Annotated in this window: 10 protein-coding genes and 1 pseudogene; 6 read left to right on the forward strand and 5 right to left on the reverse strand. The window is 59.4% G+C overall.

The window, feature by feature from the left end:
• The first annotated feature begins 191 nt into the window (after nt 1-191).
• The 3 genes from recC to recD are packed head-to-tail and all read left to right on the forward strand — an operon-like array spanning nt 192 to nt 9,417.
• The gene (gene recC / locus AC07O1_RS10855; protein ID WP_495088766.1) at nt 192-3,644 is read left to right on the forward strand and encodes an exodeoxyribonuclease V subunit gamma; all 3,453 of its coding nucleotides are present in this window, start codon (nt 192-194) and stop codon (nt 3,642-3,644) included.
• Nucleotides 3,641-7,333: an exodeoxyribonuclease V subunit beta gene (recB, locus tag AC07O1_RS10860; protein WP_495088767.1), complete on the forward strand. Its 3,693-nt coding sequence runs from the start codon at nt 3,641-3,643 to the stop codon at nt 7,331-7,333. The genes recC and recB overlap by 4 nt, the downstream gene beginning before the upstream one ends.
• Nucleotides 7,330-9,417 (forward strand): exodeoxyribonuclease V subunit alpha, encoded by a 2,088-nt coding sequence (recD, locus tag AC07O1_RS10865; RefSeq protein ID WP_495088768.1) that lies wholly within the window; start codon nt 7,330-7,332, stop codon nt 9,415-9,417. Before recB ends, recD begins: the two co-directional genes overlap by 4 nt.
• Nucleotides 9,418-9,486: 69 nt before the next feature.
• Here the strand turns inward: recD and AC07O1_RS10870 are convergent, their stop codons facing one another.
• From AC07O1_RS10870 to AC07O1_RS10885, 4 genes are all read right to left on the reverse strand, one after another.
• Entirely contained in the window at nt 9,487-11,022 is a 1,536-nt protein-coding gene (locus AC07O1_RS10870) for an amino acid ABC transporter permease/ATP-binding protein (protein WP_495088769.1), read from the reverse strand.
• Nucleotides 11,023-11,117: 95 nt separating this feature from the next.
• Nucleotides 11,118-11,918, reverse strand: coding sequence for an ABC transporter substrate-binding protein (locus AC07O1_RS10875; RefSeq protein WP_494995463.1), 801 nt, complete (start codon nt 11,916-11,918; stop codon nt 11,118-11,120).
• Nucleotides 11,919-11,963: 45 nt separating this feature from the next.
• On the reverse strand, nt 11,964-13,022 hold the full coding sequence (locus tag AC07O1_RS10880) for an isopenicillin N synthase family dioxygenase (protein ID WP_495088770.1): 1,059 nt from the start codon (nt 13,020-13,022) through the stop codon (nt 11,964-11,966).
• An 11-nt stretch (nt 13,023-13,033) separates the two neighbouring features.
• Nucleotides 13,034-13,885 carry a sugar phosphate isomerase/epimerase family protein gene (locus AC07O1_RS10885; protein WP_495088771.1) on the reverse strand — a complete coding sequence of 284 codons (852 nt, stop codon included), beginning with the start codon at nt 13,883-13,885 and terminating at the stop codon, nt 13,034-13,036.
• Nucleotides 13,886-14,352: 467 nt separating this feature from the next.
• Between AC07O1_RS10885 and dgcN the strand changes: the two are divergent.
• Nucleotides 14,353-15,620: pseudogene (gene dgcN, locus AC07O1_RS10890) on the forward strand (diguanylate cyclase DgcN/YfiN).
• Nucleotides 15,621-15,664: 44 nt separating this feature from the next.
• Here dgcN and AC07O1_RS10895 read toward each other — a convergent pair.
• Complete coding sequence (locus AC07O1_RS10895; protein WP_495088772.1) at nt 15,665-16,612, reverse strand: LysR family transcriptional regulator; 948 nt, start codon at nt 16,610-16,612, stop codon at nt 15,665-15,667.
• Between the two features lie 162 nt (nt 16,613-16,774).
• On the opposite strand from AC07O1_RS10895, the gene AC07O1_RS10900 reads away from it, so the two are divergent.
• Both AC07O1_RS10900 and mmsB read left to right on the forward strand, forming a co-directional pair.
• Nucleotides 16,775-18,301 (forward strand): CoA-acylating methylmalonate-semialdehyde dehydrogenase, encoded by a 1,527-nt coding sequence (locus AC07O1_RS10900; protein ID WP_494995451.1) that lies wholly within the window; start codon nt 16,775-16,777, stop codon nt 18,299-18,301.
• 14 nt (nt 18,302-18,315) lie between these two features.
• A complete protein-coding gene (gene mmsB / locus AC07O1_RS10905; protein WP_495088773.1) occupies nt 18,316-19,203 on the forward strand; it encodes a 3-hydroxyisobutyrate dehydrogenase in 888 nt (295 codons plus the stop codon).
• Nucleotides 19,204-19,329: the final 126 nt, after the last annotated feature.

Raw genomic sequence — 19,329 nt, forward strand, 5'->3', positions numbered from 1 at the left:
CAGGTAGGGGTTTTGTTTTGCGCGCGATTTGTCGGCGCGGGCGTGCTCGCGATGGCGATTTCGAAGACGCCATGGCGCGCACTCGAGTGTCGACCGGCTGCTCCTGCAGCTTTCAGGCACGCGCTGCTGCCCCGGCCCTCCGACAGTGCTAAGGTTCGGCCCTAGCTTTTGCATTTTCCAAGGAAGCCTTTATGCCGGACGCGACGTCCCTCAGTGCTGGTTTTATGGTGGTTCACGGCAACCGCCTGGACGAGTTGCGTAGTCTTGTAGTCAGTTGGATGCGGCGCTACCCGCTCACCCCCCTGGAAAATGAAATCGCCCTGGTGCAGAGCAACGGCATCGCCCAGTGGTTGAAGCTCGCGCTGGCTGAAGACCCGCAAGATGACGATATGGGCGGCTGTGGAATAGCGGCCGCCATCGATGTGCAATTGCCTGGCAGCTTTATGTGGCAGCTTTATCGTATGGTGTTGGGGCGTGATGAAATTCCGGCCAAATCCCTGCTGGATAAAGCCCCGCTGACCTGGCGGCTGATGCGCTTGTTGCCAGAGCTGATTGATCAGCCGCACTTCGAACCCTTGCAACGCTTTCTTACCCACGACACAGATCTACGTAAGCGCTATCAATTGGCTGAACGCTTGGCGGATCTGTTCGATCAATACCAGGTATATCGAGCCGACTGGCTGGAAGACTGGGCAGCAGGTCGCCATCAACTGCGCAATGGCAGAGGCGAAGCCAAGGCGCTGACGCCTGCAAATTGCTGGCAGGCTGAGTTGTGGCGAGCGTTGCTGCTGGATGTGGGTGAGCAGGGCATGGCGCAAAGTCGTGCCGGAGTTCATCAACGCTTCATTGAGCGGATCAACAGCCTGGATACAGCTCCCAAAGGATTGCCCTCCCGAGTGATCGTTTTCGGCATTTCTTCATTACCGGCCCAGGCCTTGGAAGCTCTTGCTGGATTGGCGCGTTTCAGTCAGGTTTTGCTTTGCGTGCATAACCCATGTCGTCACCATTGGGCCGACATCGTCGCCGATAAAGACCTGCTACGGCACCAATACAAGCGTCAGGCGCGCAAGGCGGGAATGCCCGCGGCGCTCGATCCGCAAACCCTGCATCAACATGCTCATCCGTTGTTGGCCGCGTGGGGCAAACAGGGTCGCGACTACATCAATCTGCTCGACAGCTATGATGACCCCAACAGCTATCGTTCGGCCTTTCGCGATGGGCGGATCGATCTGTTCAGCGAAAGCCAGCCGCAGAATATGCTTAACCAGTTGCAGGACGATATCCTCGAACTGCGCCCCCTGAATGAAACCCGTGAACATTGGCCAAGTGTTGACCTTGTACACGATGAGTCGATCCGTTTTCACATCGCCCACAGCGCCCAGCGTGAAGTCGAAATTCTTCACGACCAATTACTCGCCCGCTTCAGCGCCGATCCGCAATTGCGCCCTCGCGATGTGATCGTGATGGTCCCGGATATCGACAGTTACGCTCCGCATATCCGCGCCGTGTTCGGCCAACTGGAGCGAGATGACCGACGTTTCGTTCCCTTCACTCTGACTGACCAAGGCCAACGCGGCCGCGATCCACTGCTGATAGCCGTGGAACATCTGCTCAAATTGCCCGACAGTCGTTTCCCGGTCAGCGAGATTCTCGATCTGTTGGATGTTCCAGCCTTACGTGCTCGATTCGGCGTAGAGGAGCGTGACCTGCCGACCTTGCATCGCTGGATTGAAGGCGCCGGTATTCGCTGGGGCATGAATGCCGAACAGCGCGCAGGGCTTGGTCTACCGGATGAGTTGGAGCAGAACAGTTGGCGTTTCGGCCTGCGGCGCATGCTGCTCGGTTATGTTGTAGGCAGCGGAGCGGCTTGTGACGGCATCGAACCTTACGATGAAATAGGTGGTCTGGACGCGGCGTTGATCGGCCCGCTGGTCGCGTTGCTTGATGCCTTGCAGATTGCCCACCAGGAACTCTCGTTACCTGCTCCGCCGCAGCAATGGGGGGAGCGCCTGCATGCGTTATCGCAGCTGTTCTTCCTGGCAAGCAATGAGCATGACGACTACCTCCTGGCCCAGCTCGAAGAGTTGCGCGAAAGCTGGTTGGAGACTTGTGAGTCGGTAGGTTTGCAGGATGAGTTACCGCTGACCGTCGTCCGTGAGGCCTGGCTGGCGGGGCTTGATCAGGGGCGCTTGTCGCAACGCTTTCTGGCCGGTGCGGTGAATTTCTGCACCTTGATGCCGATGCGCGCTATCCCTTTCAAACTGGTCTGCTTGCTTGGCATGAATGACGGCGACTATCCGCGCGCGCAACCGCCGCTGGACTTCGACCTGATGGGTAGCGATTACCGTCCCGGCGACCGCTCGCGGCGTGAGGATGATCGCTATTTGCTGCTCGAAGCCTTGCTCTCGGCGCGTGATCAGCTCTACATCAGCTGGGTCGGCCGCAGCATTCGTGACAACAGCGAGCGTCCGGCTTCAGTGTTGATAGGTCAGTTGCGCGATCATCTGGCCAGCGGTTGGCATCTGTCGAACAGCGATGAGTCGCTTGTTGATGCAATGACCCAGGAACATCCACTGCAACCCTTCAGCGCCCGTTATTTCCATGAAGGCGACGGACTGTTCAGCTACGCCCGAGAGTGGCAGTTGCTTCACCAGACACACGAGGCAGTCGCCGAGCTTCCAGCGCTGACGGCCTATGTTCAGGAAGAACCACTGAGCCTGGGCCAGTTGCAGGATTTCCTGCGAAACCCGGTACGACACTTCTTCAGCCAACGGCTCAAGGTGTTTTTCGAGGCCGCCGAGGCACCTCTGGCGGATGAGGAACCCTTTGTACTTGATGCGTTGCAACGCTATAGCCTGAGCGACAGTTTACTTGAAGCGGCGCTTACCCATCCGGATCAACCCGAGCTGGCCTTGGAGGCTCAAGCAAAACGCCTGCAGGGCAGCGGTCTGTTACCAATGGCCGGTTTTGGTGAGTGCTTGCAACAGGAGTTGATCGAGCCACTGCCTGACTTGCTGCAACGCTATCAACAGTTGCTGGCTTTATGGCCGACGCCGCTCAACAGTGCCTTGCCGGTGAGTCTCGAGCAGCATGGTGTCAGCCTCGAGGGCTGGCTCAGTGGTCTGCATCAGCGCAGCGATGGAGGATTGTTGGCTATCACCGCGATTCCCAACAGCATTGGTTCAATCAAGACCCGCAAATGGCATCGGCTGACTCGGCCCTGGGTCAATCATCTGGCGGCTTGCGCGAGCGGGTTGTCGCTGACCACGGCGCTGGTGGCCAGTGACGACACCTTGTTGCTGGCTCCCATAGAGCATAGCGCAGCCCTTAATTCTTTGGGCGATCTGTTGCAGGCCTGGCAATCGGGCATGCGTCTGCCATTGCCGGTTGCGGTGAAGACTGCCTTCGCCTGGCTTGGCCAGACCGATCCGGTCAAAGCCGAAGCGGCCGCATGCAAGGCCTATGAAGGCGACGGTCAGACCACCAACGGTGAGCGTCGCGAAAGCCCGGCATTGGCCCGACAGTTTCCCGATTACAGCGCACTCGTCGCTGACGAAACCTTCGCTGATTGGTGTAACGCCCTCTACCGGCCACTGCTTGAAGCCCCGTGGCGATCGTTGGCCAGCGAGGAGGTTCGCTCATGACAACCAAGACACCTCTGGCGCTGGCTTTCCCCTTGCGCGGCAGCCAACTGATCGAGGCCAGCGCCGGGACCGGCAAGACCTTCACCATCTCGGCGCTCTACCTGCGGCTGGTGCTCGGTCACGGTGGCGAGGTCGCCGGTTTTGGCCGCGAGTTGCTGCCACCGCAGATTCTGGTGGTGACCTTCACGGATGCCGCGACCAAGGAGCTGCGTGAGCGTATCCGCACTCGTCTTGCCGAGGCTGCGCGGTTTTTCCGTGACGAAACGCCAGCACCGGATGACTTGATCGCCGAGTTGCGCGAGCAATACAGCCCTGAGCAATGGGCAACTTGCGCCAATCGTCTGGACATCGCCGCTCAATGGATGGATGAGGCCGCGGTATCAACGATTCACAGTTGGTGTCAGCGCATGTTGCGCGAGCACGCCTTCGACAGCGGCAGCCTGTTTACCCAGACCCTGGAAACCGATCACAGCGATTTGCTCGGTGAAGTGCTGCGCGATTACTGGCGACTGTTTTGCTACCCGATGCAGGGTGATGCGCTGAACTGGGTTCGTGCCAATTGGGGAGGCCCGGCTGCGTTGTTGCCGCGCGTGCGTGCCTTGTTCGCAAGCGAGCAAGGTCTTGATGATGGAAAAGAGCCTGCCGAGCTGATTACCGCTTGCCTGCAAGAGCGGCGCGAAGCCCTTCTGCAACTCAAGACCCCATGGCTGCAATGGGCGGCCGAGCTGCGGGATATCTGTCTGCAAGGTGTCGCTGAAAAGACCGTCGATGGGCGCAAGATGCAGGCGCGTTACTTCGAACCCTGGTTTGAGAAAATCAGCGCCTGGGCCGAGGACGAGTCTCAAGAGCAACTGGATATCGGCACCGGTTTCAGTCGTCTGACACCGGACGGTATGGCCGAAGCCTGGAAAGGCCAGGCGCCAGACCATCCGGGGCTGGACGCCATGCCCGGCCTGAAAGCCAGTCTGGATGCCTTGCCGACCCCGGATGCTGCAGTGCTGCAACATGCGGCCAAGTGGGTCGGTACGCGCTTCGAAGAAGAAAAGCGTCGCCGCGCCGAAATGGGTTTCGACGACATGCTGCTGCGGCTTGATGCCGCCTTGCAGGCCGACGCTGGCGAGCGTCTGGCAACGTTGATTCGCGAGCAGTTCCCGGTCGCGCTGATCGATGAGTTCCAGGACACCGACCCGGTGCAGTACCGGATCTTCGAAAGTATTTACCGCATCGAAGACAACAATCCCGAATGCGGTCTGTTCCTGATCGGCGACCCGAAGCAGGCGATCTATGCCTTCCGTGGCGCCGATATCTACACCTACCTGCGCGCGCGTCAGGCCACCAGTGGCCGCCTGCATACCCTGGGCACTAACTTCCGCTCCAGCCATGGCATGGTCGGCGCGGTGAACCACGTATTCGAGCGCGCCGAGTCGCGCGAGCATGGCCGTGGTGCGTTTCTGTTCCGGGAAAAGACTGGCGAGAACCCCGTCCCCTTTCTGCCTGTTGCTTCTCAGGGACGTAAAGAAGATTTGCAGATTGATGGTCAACCTGTGCCTGCGCTGAATATCTGGCAGTTGTCTGCCGAGCAGCCATTGTCCGGTGTGGTTTACCGGCAGCAACTGGCCGCCGCCTGCGCCAGTGAAATCGTCGCGCTGCTCAATGGCGGCCAGCAGGGCCACGCGGGATTCGTTCGCGACGGTCAGGATATGCGAGGCCTGCTCCCGGCCGATATCGCGATTCTGGTGCGTGACGGCAAAGAGGCCCAGGCGGTACGCGGTGAGTTGTCCGCCCGCGGGGTACGCAGCGTTTACCTCTCGGACAAGGACTCGGTGTTCGCAGCTCAAGAAGCCCACGATCTGTTGGCCTGGCTGAAGGCTTGCGCCGAACCGGATGTCGAGCGGCCGTTACGTGCTGCGCTGGCTTGTATCACACTGGATCTGCCATTGGCCGAGCTGGAGCGCTTGAATCAGGACGAACTGGCCTGGGAAGCGCGGGTGATGCAGTTCCGTGGTTATCGGGCGATCTGGCGCAGCCAGGGCGTGTTGCCGATGCTGCGCCGTCTGCTGCATGACTTTCAGTTGCCCCAGGCGTTGATTGCTCGAAGCGATGGCGAGCGGGTGCTGACCAATCTGCTGCACCTGTCCGAGTTGTTGCAGCAAGCCGCCGCCGAACTGGATGGCGAACAAGCCTTGATTCGGCATTTGGCCGAGCATCTGGCGTTGTCCGGTCAGGCGGGTGAAGAGCAGATTTTGCGGCTGGAAAGTGACGAGCAACTGGTCAAAGTGGTGACCATCCACAAGTCCAAAGGCCTTGAATATCCGTTGGTGTTTCTGCCGTTCATCTGCTCGGCAAAACCGGTGGATGGCAGTCGCCTGCCGCTGCATTACCACGACGACTCGGGCAAGGCGCAAGTGTCGTTGAAGCCCACCGCAGAGCTGATCGCCCAAGCTGATGACGAGCGTCTGGCTGAAGACCTGCGGTTGCTCTACGTTGCGTTGACCCGCGCGCAACACGCCTGCTGGTTGGGTGTCACGGACCTCAAACGCGGCAATAACAACAGTTCGGTCCTGCACCTGTCGGCGTTGGGCTATCTGCTCGGTGGTGGCTTGTCGTTGACCGAATCGGCCGGTCTGAGCCGCTGGCTGGAAGACTTGCAGCAAGGCTGTGAGGCAATCAGTTGCAGCGAAATGCCCGAAGCGAGCGAAATCCGTTTCAACCCGCCGCGCAATGAAGCCGTTTTGCTCGCGCCGTTGATTCCCAAGCGCAAGGCTGCCGAGAACTGGTGGATTGCCTCTTACAGCGCCTTGCGTATTGGCGAGAGTATGAGCGCCGGTAGCGACGAAGCGCCGGAAAGTCCGCAAGCGCAGAAGCTCTTCGATGATGAGCGACTCGACCCGGATGCACCTCGGGAAATGGTCGCCAGTGGTGGCGATATCCATCGTTTCCCCCGTGGACCGAACCCCGGGACCTTTCTCCATGGTTTGCTGGAGTGGGCCGGTAACGAAGGCTTTGCCGCCGATCGGCGAAGTGTCGAAGACGCCATCGCTCGGCGCTGCAACCGTCGTGGTTGGGAAGGCTGGATCGGCACCTTGAGCGATTGGTTGCTGCACCTGCTGCAAGCTCCGTTACGTATCGGTGCTGGACTGTCACCGGTGGTGTTCGAACAACTGACCCAGTACCGGGTCGAGATGGAGTTCTGGTTCGCCAGCCATAAAGTCGATGTGTTGAAACTCGATGAACTGGTGTGCCAATACACCCATAACGGTGTTACCCGGGTGGCGGCCGAGCCGGTGTTGCTCAATGGCATGTTCAAAGGTTTTATCGACCTGACGTTCGAGCACGAAGGGCGTTATTACGTCGCTGATTACAAATCCAACTGGCTGGGTGTCGATGATTCGGCCTACACCGAACTGGCGATGGAACAGTCGATTCTCGACAACCGTTACGACCTGCAATACGTGTTGTATCTGTTGGCCCTGCATCGCCAGCTCAAGGCACGACTCGCCGATTACGATTACGAGCGGCACATGGGCGGGGCGCTTTATCTGTTCTTGCGTGGCACCCGAGCGCCGAGCCAGGGCGTGTGCTTTACCCGTCCGCCACGGGAGTTGATCGAGCGTCTGGATCGGCTGTTTCAGGGCAAACCGGAGCAACCCAGGGCCGAGCCCGCCTGGGAACAAGGAGTATTGCTATGAGTCGTTCCCTTGCCGATTTACTGCCCACACCGTTGGCCGCTGAAAGCCTGGTCGGGCTGGTACCGCTGAGTCGAGCCGAAGATCTGCTGCTGTTGCTTGAGCGATGGGTCGAACGCGGTTGGCTGAGGGCGCTGGACAAAGCCTTTGTGGCCTTCCTTCACGAACTCGAACCTCAAGGCGACTCGCTGGTGCTGCTTGCGGCGGCGTTGACCAGTCACCAACTGGGTCACGGGCACGTCTGTCTGGATCTGTTCGAGACCCTCAAGGAGCCGGACTTCGCCCTGTCGTTGCCGCCGGAAGGGGATGTGCACACAGGCGCCATGCTGTTGCCGTCGCAACTGCTCGAAGCACTGGACGGCGCGCACTGGTGCAAGGTGTTGGCGTCCAGCCGATTGGTGGCGCTGGCCGCCGATAGCCGTGACGATGCGCAGCAGCGCCCTTTGGTGTTGTCCGGCAAGCGTTTGTACTTGCGTCGTTACTGGGCTTACGAGCGGCGCATCGATACCGCGTTGCGTCAGCGACTCGCGGCCCATGAAGCAACGCCCGATGATCTGCCCGAGCGCTTGAGTGGCTTGTTCGGCGCGGCCAAGAGCGGGGTGCCGATCGATTGGCAGAAGCTCGCCTGTGCTCTGGCCACTCGCGGCGCCTTCAGCATCGTCACTGGCGGACCGGGTACCGGTAAGACCACCACCGTGGTGCGTCTGCTGGCCCTGTTGCAGGCGCCGGCCGTGGAGTCCGGCAAACCGCTGAGAATCCGTCTCGCCGCACCCACCGGCAAGGCCGCCGCACGACTGACCGAATCCATCAGCCAACAGGTTCGTACGTTGGCAGTCGCTGACAGCGTGCGGGACAAAATCCCCTCTGAAGTCACCACTGTGCACCGCTTGCTCGGCAGCCGTCCGGGCACCCGTCATTTCCGCCACCACGCCGGTAATCGTTTGCCGCTGGATGTGCTGGTGGTCGACGAAGCCTCGATGATCGACCTGGAGATGATGGCCAACCTGCTCGATGCCTTGCCGACACATGCCCGTCTTGTGTTGCTTGGCGACAAGGATCAATTGGCCTCGGTGGAGGCCGGTGCGGTACTTGGTGATTTGTGCCGCGATGCCGAGGCCGGTTGGTACAGCCCTCAGACTCGCGTCTGGCTGGAGGCGGTCAGTGGTGAACATCTGAGTGCCAGCGGTTTGCAGGAAGACACCGAGGGCGTTCATCCATTGGCTCAGCAGGTGGTGATGTTGCGCCATTCGCGGCGTTTCGGTGAGGGCAGTGGTATTGGCCAATTGGCGCGCTGGGTCAATCAGCAGCAGGCCGATGAGGCACGCAAACTACTGGCCGTTCGCACCCATGCCGATTTGTTCTCGCTGACACTCAAGGGGGAGCAGGATCGCGCTCTGGAGCGGCTGTTGCTTGAAGGGCACGGCGAGGGGCCGCAGGGTTATCGGCATTACTTGAGTCTTCTACGCAGCCAGCGACCGACAGTCGACACTGCGCTTGAGGATCCACGCTGGACCGAATGGGCACGCAATGTGTTGCAGGCCTTCGATGCGTTCCAGTTGCTGTGTGCGGTGCGAAAAGGCCCTTGGGGCGTTGATGGCCTGAATCTGCGCATCACCAGTGCGCTGCTCAAGGCACGCCTGATCGACAGCGACCAGCAATGGTACGAAGGTCGCCCGGTGCTGATGACTCGCAACGATTACGGCTTGGGCTTGATGAATGGCGACATCGGCATTGCCCTGAAACTGCCGGAACGGGACGGCCCGCAGGCAGGTCGTCAGGTGCTGCGCGTGGCGTTTCCGCGCAACGATGGTCAGGGCGGTGTGCGCTTTGTGTTGCCCAGCCGGCTGAATGACGTGGAAACCGTGTACGCCATGACCGTGCACAAATCCCAGGGTTCTGAATTTACCCACACCGCATTGATTCTCCCGGATGCACTGAACCCGGTGCTGACCAAAGAGCTGATCTACACCGGGATTACCCGGGCCAAGGACTGGTTCAGTCTGATCGAGCCAAGGCCCGGTGTATTCGAAGAGGCGGTGCGGCGCAAGGTCAAGCGCTTGAGCGGGTTGATGCTTGAGTTGGGGTGAGCCGGTGCCGTGACGGTGGCGAGAGGGTTTCACCTCTCGCCACTAAGAATTGGCCAATTCCCGCGACGACTACTCCGCCACCAGCAGCATTTCCTGGGAGGGCAGGCCCATGAAGCGTCGGACCCGCTCCCCGGCCTGCTCATTGCGTATGGCGTGTGGTCTTGCATCCAGCTGAATATTCCCGCCTTCCATGAAAATCACCCGATCAGAAATCGACATCGCGAAGTCCATCTCGTGGGTCACGATCAGCATGGTCATACCTTCCTTCGCCAAATCGCGAATCACGTTCAATACGTCGCCCACCAGCTCCGGATCGAGGGCCGAAGTCGGCTCATCGAACAGCATGATCTTCGGCTCCATGGCCAATGCTCGGGCAATCGCTACCCGTTGTTGCTGGCCACCAGAAAGCTGATGCGGATATTTGTGTGCGTGGGCCAGCAGCCCGACCTTGTCCAGCAGTGCATACGCGCGTTGTTCGCTCAAGGGCTTGGCGCTGCCGTGGTAGCGCGGTGCCAGGGTTATGTTGTCGAGAATGCAGCGATGGGGGAACAGGTTGAAGTTCTGGAAAACCATCCCGATATGCCGCACGCCACTGCGAACCCGGGCGCTGTTGGGAGTGTCGTCGTGGCTGATGAAGCTTTCGCCGAACAGCTTGATCTCACCTTGATCAATACTTTCCAGGCCATTGATAGTACGGATCAACGAAGTTTTGCCCGAGCCTGACGGGCCGATGATCGAGATCACCTGACCACTGCCGACTTTCAGGTCGATGCCCTTGAGCACCTCGTGATTGCCATAGCGCTTGTGGATCTTTTCCAATTGCAGAACTGGTGCTACACCGTGGATGGCTGGAAGGCCGGTGGTGGCAATCAGCGGTGGGATTTGGGCCTTGAGTCGGGCCACGGCAGTTTCGTCGAGGGTTTGTGGTTTGCGTTGGTTCAGATCCAGATAGCGTTCCAGTCGGTGCAAAAACCAGCCGAACACGCTCACGATAAACACGTAATACACCGCTACCGCGCCGAGGGTTTCCATCACCAGGAAGTTTTGCGCGTACAGGCGCTGGCCGACGGTGAGCAGTTCGGTCAGGGAGATCACCGAGATCAGCGATGTCAGTTTCACCACGGTGATGTATTCGTTGATCAGCGTGGGCAGGGAAATGCGAAAGGCTTGAGGTATCACGATCAAACGCTGCAAGCCCAGAAAGCCGACACCCAGCGCCCGCCCGGCTTCTTTCTGACCCTTGGCCACCGAAATCAGGCCGCCGCGATGGATCTCTGCCATATACGCCGCTTCGGTTATCACCAGCGCGAACAACCCGGAGTAGAACGGATTGGACAGTACCGAGCCGGTCATCGGAAACAATTGCGGCAGGTTGTAGACGAACACCACCAGCACCAGCAGCGGGATGCTGCGAAAGAACCAGATATAAACGGCCGCCGGTATTTTAAGCCAGGCCGAAGCAGACAACTTGGCCGAGGCCAGGAGAAAACCCAGCAACATGCCGATGAACCAGGCCAGCGAACTGAGTTCGATCACGGTGACGCAGGCTTGCCAGAAGGCGGACTCTGCGAACAGGGAGAAAAAGTACGTCCAATCGAATTGCATAAGTACCTCAAACCGCATTGAAATCTTCGCGGGTAAGCCGCTCCCGCATGGGGAGCGGTGTTTTTGTAGGCGCGTGCTCGCGAAGGGGCGTAGCCTTAGTTAGACGCTTCTTCCAGGTTGTACTTCTTCAGGATAGCCGCGTAATCACCGCTTTTTTTGGCTTCATCAAACGCTTTGAGCAGCGCCTGATAGGTGTCGTTGTTGCCTTTCTTGACGAAGATGCCGAGGGTTTGCGGATAGACCAGATGCTCGCTGGTGACCACTACACGACCACTGGTGTGCTCGGCGATCATCTTCGCTGCGCCGGCGATTTCCATCTGGGCCTGGATGTTTTTCGACAGCAGGGCCTGGGTCACTTCCGGTGCCGACGGGAACTCGCTGACAGTGATGGCGCCCTTGTTGTTCGGCACACAATATTCGGTGGAGAGTTTCTTCAATTGAGCGACCCAGGTGGTGCCTTGTTCCAGGCCGACTTTCAGGCCGCAGAGGTCCTCAGGGGTTTGCGCATTCAGACCGCTGTCTTTCGGCGCCATGATTGCCGCGCCAGTCACGGCGTAGCCAATGGTCATGGCTTGAGTCTGACGCTCGGGCGTGATGTACATGCCGGAGATAATCGCGTCATAGTGCCCGGAGTTCAGGCCGGAAATCAGATTAGGGAACTTGGTATCGACGAACTCTGCCTTGGCTTGCATCTGCTTGGCCAGGGCCTGAGCCAGTTCCGGATCGGAGCCGACAATATTCTTCTGGCTGTCATAGGATTCGAACGGCGGGTAGGTGATTTCCATGCCGATTTTTAACTGGCCCGGTGTCGCGGTGGTTGTGGCAAAGCTGGCGGTGGCGCAAAGCAGGCCGGCGGCAAGCAGGGTCAGGCAGGATGCGGTGTTTTTAGTGAACATGTTCGGTGACTCCAGGGTAGGGAAGTAGTGGCCGACGCCAGGGTTTCAGGAAGGCTGCGCCTGGTTTTTCAAATGTCCGAAGCTCGACGGCTTGCGGGCCTTTTCTGGAAGCTGGATTTCGCCATCTTCTACCCGCTTGCGCAGGTATTGGTATGTCTGCAGGGCTTGGCCGTACATGTGTTCACCAATGGTGATTTGCTCGTACTCGTGCTCGGTTTTGGCAAAGCCGGGTAGTGGTTTGATCTGGGTATGGAAGTCGCAGGCGTAGAACAGCGGGAAGGAGTAGCGCTCTTCACTGACTGTGCGCACACGGTGCGCGGTAGCGACGAACGCACCCGCGGTCATGACTTCGAGCATGTCACCGATGTTCACCACGAAAGCGTCTGGAACGGGTGGCGCATCGATCCATTGGCCGAGGTTGTTCATCACCTCCAGCCCCGGTTTGTCAGCCAGCAAAATGGTGAAGCACTCATAGTCGGTGTGCGCACCAATACCGGGTGCATCCTGGACCGCGTCGTCAAAGGGATAGTGGATCAACCGCAGCTTTGAGGGCGGTCGGGTGACCATGCTGTCGAAATAGTCTTCCTCCAGGCCCAATGCCAGGGCGAAGCCACCGAACAGCCGTCGGCCGAGGTCGAAGATCGCTGCGTAGTAGGCCTGCACTGCTTCCTTGAAACCTGGCAGCAGCGGCCATTCATTTGGCCCGAGCAGCGGGGTGTTGGCCAGCACCAGCGGGTCGTTTACCGGGACTTCGAAGCCGATATCGAAGGCTTCTTTGTGATCTGGTTTGCCCTTGGCGTAAACCTCTTCGCCTTCCGGGACATAACCTTTATGAGTCTGCGAGGCGCCGATGTAGTGCTGCATCTTGGTTGCGAAGGGCTGATCGAAATAGTCCCTGGCTGCCTGGCGCAAGTTGGCGATCAGCTGCGGCTCAATACCGTGGCTGGTGATGTAGAGAAAGCCGACGTCACTGGCGGCCACCCCGAGCTGTTCAGCGACGGCCAGGCGATGTTCCCGTTCGATGCTGAACAAACCGGCGATATCCACCACCGGAATGCTTTTGAAGTTAGCTTGGGCCGGGCTGTTATTGATCTTCTCAGGCATGACGCAAAACCTCACGAGAGAGTTGAGTGGTTGAAGCGATCGAAGTGTTCGCGCTCTGTTCGAGCCATCCAGACATTCAGCGACCACAGGTCGGCAACCGGCACATTGGTGAAGGGCAGGTGATGCAAATAGCCGTCGGCGCCGAACTCTGGCGTCAGGGTACTGACCTGATAGCCACGAGCCTGTTGGGAGCGCCAGATGGCTTCCCAGTGCTGTTGATGGAAGGCCAGTTCCCGGGCGTACTCGGGGGCCGCGGGATGGGGAACCTGCGGGCCCTGGTCATACCCGACCCGGGCCTGGATATGGTGCACGCGTTCGACGAAGGCGCTCAGGTCATCCGCCGGGTCATTCAACAAGCGTTCGCAGGTGACGACCCAATGGCTGATATCGCTGGTGAACAGCAAGTCGGGCAGCTGCCGGATCAGCTCAAGGGTCAGCCAGGGGTTGAACAGTGAGCGCGAACGGTGGGTTTCGAAGCTGCAGACTTGCCCGTGCTTGCGCGCAAGCGTCATGGCCTGGCCGAAGAACTCCACCTGCTGCGCCAGTGGCCAGCGGTCATTGCCGGCCAGAACGTTGACGAAGCGAGGATTGAGCTCGGCGGCCCAGGCGAGTTTTTTGTCCAGATCAAGAAGGTGTTCGGCGGGCGGCGCGGATTGTTCCGGCAACACGTCATAGGCGGTAAAAACCGTGCTGATGTAACCGAGTCGATTGGCCCGTAGAAAGGCGCCGAACTCGGCACGCTCACGGACTTCAAGCGGCAGGCGGGCTTCCATGCCGTCGAAGCCGGCTTTCAGTAACTCATCGAGTGCCTGAGCCTTGCTTGCGGTATAGCCCCAGAGGGTACGGAATATTTCCAGTTTCATTGGTGAACCTCCGCGATTCCTTCAACTACTCAAGGCTCGAGGCGGTACATGACCGAATCGGGCTGTTATGGCAGTAGTAAAAGGTTTTCATGAGCCGGATCTCTGGGGATCCGTTCTCACTGCATCGCTGTCAGCTTTTATTATTATTACGGCCGCTTGGCGGCCACAGGTCACATTGGTGTCGATGGTAGGCAGGACGCGAGGCTGGGAAGAATAGGAAAGCTCAAATCGTTACTTCATGTTTCTCTAAACAATTAGGCACCTATCTATAAATGCTGTTTCGTGAGCATTTCACTGGCTATGCTATCGTTGCGGCATCACCTTGTAACGATCATCGAGAATCCGAGCATGGACGCGACGACAGAACGCATTTCTGGCTGGAGGCAGTTACTGCTGTCGACCATTCTCTGTTTGTTGACCTCCCTCGCTTTTGCTCCGCCAGAAACGCCGACTGGCATAGCGGGCCCATGAGTTTATTCAAGCTCGATAACCCTCCGACCTTGCGCTCGGTCATTGGCCGCGGGCATTTGATCGTCGCGTTGGTAGCAGTGGGCCTGGCCAGCATTTCCTTGACCCTGCTTGGGGGGCTGGCCTTGCGCGTTTATGCTGATCACAACCTGCATCTGATTGCTCGCTCGATCAACTACTCCGTGGAGGCTGCAGTGGTGTTCGACGACAAGGTCGCGGTGACTGAAGCGTTGGCGTTGATCGCCTCCATGGAAGAGGTGGCAGACGCGCAGGTTTTCGGCGAGAACGGGCGGTTGCTGGCGCGTTGGCAGCGACCGGCAACCGGGTTGCTCTCTGAGTTAGAAGCGCAGATAGCCCAGACCTTTCTGGAAAAACCGATCACCCTGCCGATCCTCCATCAGGGGCGGGAAATCGGCAGCATCCTGCTCACCGGTCATGGCGGCAGCCTGTTGCGTTTTCTGCTCAGTGGTCTGGCCGGCATTGTGTTGTGCACGGCCCTGAGTGCCTGGATTGCCCTGCATCTGGCACGACGTCAGCTTCGTGGGGTCATCGGCCCGCTGCGCGGTCTGGCCAGTGTGGCCCATGCTGCCCGCAGCGAGCGAGCTTTCGATCAGCGCGTGCCACCGGCCGAGATTGCCGAGCTGAATAATCTGGGTAACGACTTCAATGCCCTGCTCGATGAAATGGAAGCCTGGCAAACGAATCTGCAAAACGAAAACGAAACGCTGGCCCACCAGGCCAGTCATGACAGCCTCACCGGCCTGCCGAATCGGGCGTTTTTCGAGGGCCGGCTGATCCGCGCATTGCGCAGTGCGAACAAGCTCGATGAGCGGGTCGCGGTGTTGTTTCTCGACAGTGACCGGTTCAGAGACATCAACGACAATTTTGGTCACTCGGCCGGTGATGCGGTATTGGTTGCCCTGGCAACACGGGTCAGAGCTCAGTTGCGTGAAGAGGATCTGGTCGCACGCCTGGGGGGCGATGAGTTCGCCATTCTGCTGACGCCCCTGCACAAGTACGAGGACGCCGAGCGCATTGCCGACAAGATCATTGCCAGCATGGACATGCCGATCCCGTTGCCGGGCAATACCTCAGTCTTGACCTCACTCAGTATCGGGATTGCCATTTATCCCGATCATGGCGTTACTCCAGGCACCCTGCTCGATGCTGCCGATGGGGCAATGTGTCAAGCCAAACGCCTTTCCCGAGGCGGGCAGTACACCGCGGGGCGGAGCACCCTGTCGCCCATGTTCAAACCAGGCGCTGAATCCACACCGAAAACCGTCGAGCGTCGATTGTAGTGAGCGCGGATTAGTCCGCGAACAGCATCGACCGGGTTTCGCCCATCAACAAGTGTTGATTCTGCTCGGTCACGCTGCGGATGTAATCCCACAACAAGGTAATCCGCTTGAGCTTCCTCAGATCTTCCCGGCAGTACATCCAGAACTGCCGGGTGATGTTGATTTCCTCCGGCAGCACCGGCAGCAGACGCGGGTCCTGCGCGGCGAGGAAGCACGGCAGAATCGCCAGCGAGCGGCCCTGCTGCGCGGCGACATACTGAGCGATCACGCTGGTGCTGCGCAGGTTGGCGCTGGCGCCGGGCAGTACGTTGGCCAGGTAAAGCAGCTCCGAGCTGAACGCCAGATCGTCGACATAGCTGATGAACTGGTGCTTGCCCAAGTCTGTCGGGCGGCGGATCGGTGGGTGTTTGTCGAGATAATCCTGGGTCGCATACAGCTGCAAGCGGTAGTCGCAGAGTTTGCAGCACACGTACGGACCGTGTTCCGGGCGTTCCAGAGCGATGACGATATCCGCCTCACGCTTGGACAGGCTGATGAAGTGCGGCAGCGGCAGGATGTCCACCGAAATCGCCGGGTAGGTGTCGACGAAATGGCTCAGCTGCGGGGTGATAAAGAAGCTGCCGAACCCTTCGGTGCAGCCCATGCGCACATGACCCGACAGCGCCACGCCAGAGCCCGAGACCTGCTCGCAGGCCATGTGCAGCGTGCTTTCGATCGACTCGGCGTAACCCAGCAAGCGCTGACCTTCGGCGGTCAGCACAAAGCCGTTGGTCCGCGACTTCTCGAACAGCAACGTCCCCAGCGCCCCTTCCAGTGAGCTGATGCGCCGCGACACGGTGGTGTAGTCCACCGCCAGGCGTTTGGCGGCGGTGCTGGCCTTGCGAGTACGGGCGACCTCGAGGAAAAACTTAAGGTCATCCCAGTTTAATGAGCCCAAAGACGTGATGTTTTTTTGCATGTTAGACCGGCTTTTATGTGCGTTCTTATTAGAAGTTTGCACATCTATACTCCAAAAACAGTCCGACAACCAACTCGGGACACCGCCTCATTTCAAGGCGACAAAACGCCTTGGCTCCCTGCACAGCAACCCACTTCAATAACAAGAAGCCAGGAGACCATCATGAACGTATCTCTCACGCCAGACGAAACCACCCTGCAACGGGTCAAGCTGCTGATCGACGGCGAATGGGTCGAGTCGCAGACCACCGAGTGGCACGACATCGTCAACCCGGCCACCCAGCAAGTGCTGGCCAAAGTCCCGTTCGCTACCGCCGCTGAAGTCGACGCCGCCATCAGCGCCGCCCATCGCGCCTTCCAGACCTGGAAGCTGACGCCGATCGGCGCGCGGATGCGCATCATGCTCAAGCTTCAAGCGTTGATTCGTGAACACTCCAAACGCATTGCGGTAGTGCTCAGTGCCGAGCAGGGCAAGACCATCGCTGACGCTGAAGGCGATATTTTCCGTGGTCTGGAAGTGGTCGAACACGCGTGCTCCATCGGCAGTTTGCAGATGGGCGAGTTTGCCGAGAACGTCGCCGGTGGCGTTGATACTTACACACTGCGCCAGCCAATCGGCGTCTGCGCCGGGATTACCCCGTTCAACTTCCCGGCGATGATCCCGCTGTGGATGTTCCCGATGGCGATCGCCTGCGGCAACACCTTCGTCCTCAAGCCTTCCGAGCAGGACCCGATGTCGACCATGTTGCTGGTGGAGCTGGCGCTGGAAGCCGGGATTCCGCCGGGCGTGCTTAACGTGGTGCACGGCGGCAAGGATGTAGTGGATGCGCTGTGCACCCACAAAGACATCAAAGCCGTGTCGTTTGTCGGTTCGACCGCGGTCGGTACTCACGTCTACGATCTGGCCGGCAAACACGGCAAGCGTGTGCAGTCGATGATGGGCGCAAAAAACCACGCGGTGGTGCTGCCCGATGCCAATCGCGAACAAGCCCTCAACGCCTTGGTCGGCGCCGGTTTCGGTGCGGCCGGTCAGCGTTGCATGGCCACTTCAGTCGTGGTGATGGTAGGCGCGGCCAGGCAATGGCTGCCGGACCTCAAGGCACTGGCGCAAAAACTCAAAGTGAATGCCGGCAGCGAGCCGGGTACCGATGTTGGCCCGGTGATCTCCAAGAAGGCCAAGGCGCGCGTTCTGGGCCTGATCGAAAGCGGTATCAAGGAAGGCGCGAAGCTGGAACTCGATGGCCGTGACATCAAGGTTCCGGGGTTCGAACAGGGCAACTTTATTGGCCCGACCCTGTTCTCTGGCGTGACCCCCGAGATGCAGATCTACACCCAGGAAATCTTCGGCCCTGTGCTGGTGGTGATGGAAGTCGACACCCTTGATCAAGCGATCGCCCTGGTCAACAGCAACCCGTTCGGTAACGGCACCGGTCTGTTCACCCAGAGCGGCGCGGCGGCACGTAAATTCCAGAACGAGATCGATGTCGGTCAGGTCGGGATCAACATCCCGATTCCAGTACCGGTTCCGTTCTTCAGCTTTACCGGTTCGCGTGGCTCCAAGCTCGGTGACCTCGGCCCGTACGGCAAACAAGTGGTTCAGTTCTACACTCAGACCAAGACGGTCACCAGTCGCTGGTTCGACGATGACAGCGTGAACGATGGCGTGAACACCACCATTCACTTGCGCTGATCGAGGAGAAGAACATGAAAATTGCATTTATCGGTCTGGGCAACATGGGCGCGCCGATGGCGCGCAACCTGATCAAGGCCGGCCACGCGCTGAACCTGTTCGACCTGAACCAAACCGTGCTCGCCGAACTGGCACAGTTGGGTGGCACCATCAGCACTTCACCTCGTGAAGCGGCTCAAGGCAGCGAACTGGTCATCACCATGTTGCCGGCGGCTGCCCATGTACGTAGCGTCTGGCTGGATGAAGACGGCGTATTGGCCGGAATTGCCAAGGGTGTTCCGGCGGTGGATTGCAGCACCATCGACCCGCAGACCGCCCGCGATGTGGCGGCTGCTGCGGCCAAGCAAGGCGTGGCCATGGCCGATGCACCGGTATCCGGCGGCACTGGCGGTGCGCAGGCCGGTACATTGACCTTCATGGTCGGCGCCACGCCCGAGCTGTTCGCCACCCTGCAACCGGTGTTGGCGCAAATGGGCCGCAACATCGTTCGTTGCGGTGAAGTCGGCACCGGGCAAATCGCCAAGATCTGCAACAACCTGCTGCTGGGGATTTCCATGGTCGGCGTCAGCGAAGCCATGGCGTTGGGCGACGCACTGGGGATCGACACCCAGGTGCTGGCCGGAGTCATCAACAGTTCGACCGGGCGTTGCTGGAGTTCGGAGATGTACAACCCATGGCCAGGCATTGTCGAAACGGCGCCGGCGTCGCGCGGTTATACCGGCGGTTTCCATGCCGAGCTGATGCTCAAGGATCTGGGCCTGGCCACTGAAGCGGCGCGTCAGGCGCACCAGCCGGTGGTGCTTGGCGCGGTGGCCCAGCAGTTGTATCAGGCGATGAGTCAGCGTGGGGAAGGGGACAAGGACTTCTCGGCGATCATCAACAGCTATCGCAAACCCCAGTAAGGGGTTTGTAGGAGCGAGCTTGCTCGCGATGGACTCAAGGGCGACGCGTTTATCCAGCAAACACGCGTCATCGTTAACGTCCATCGCGAGCAATCGAGCGTCGACCGGCTGCTCCTACAATAGGCT

The sequence above is a fragment of the Pseudomonas sp. GW821-FHT07G10 genome, from assembly GCF_059418545.1.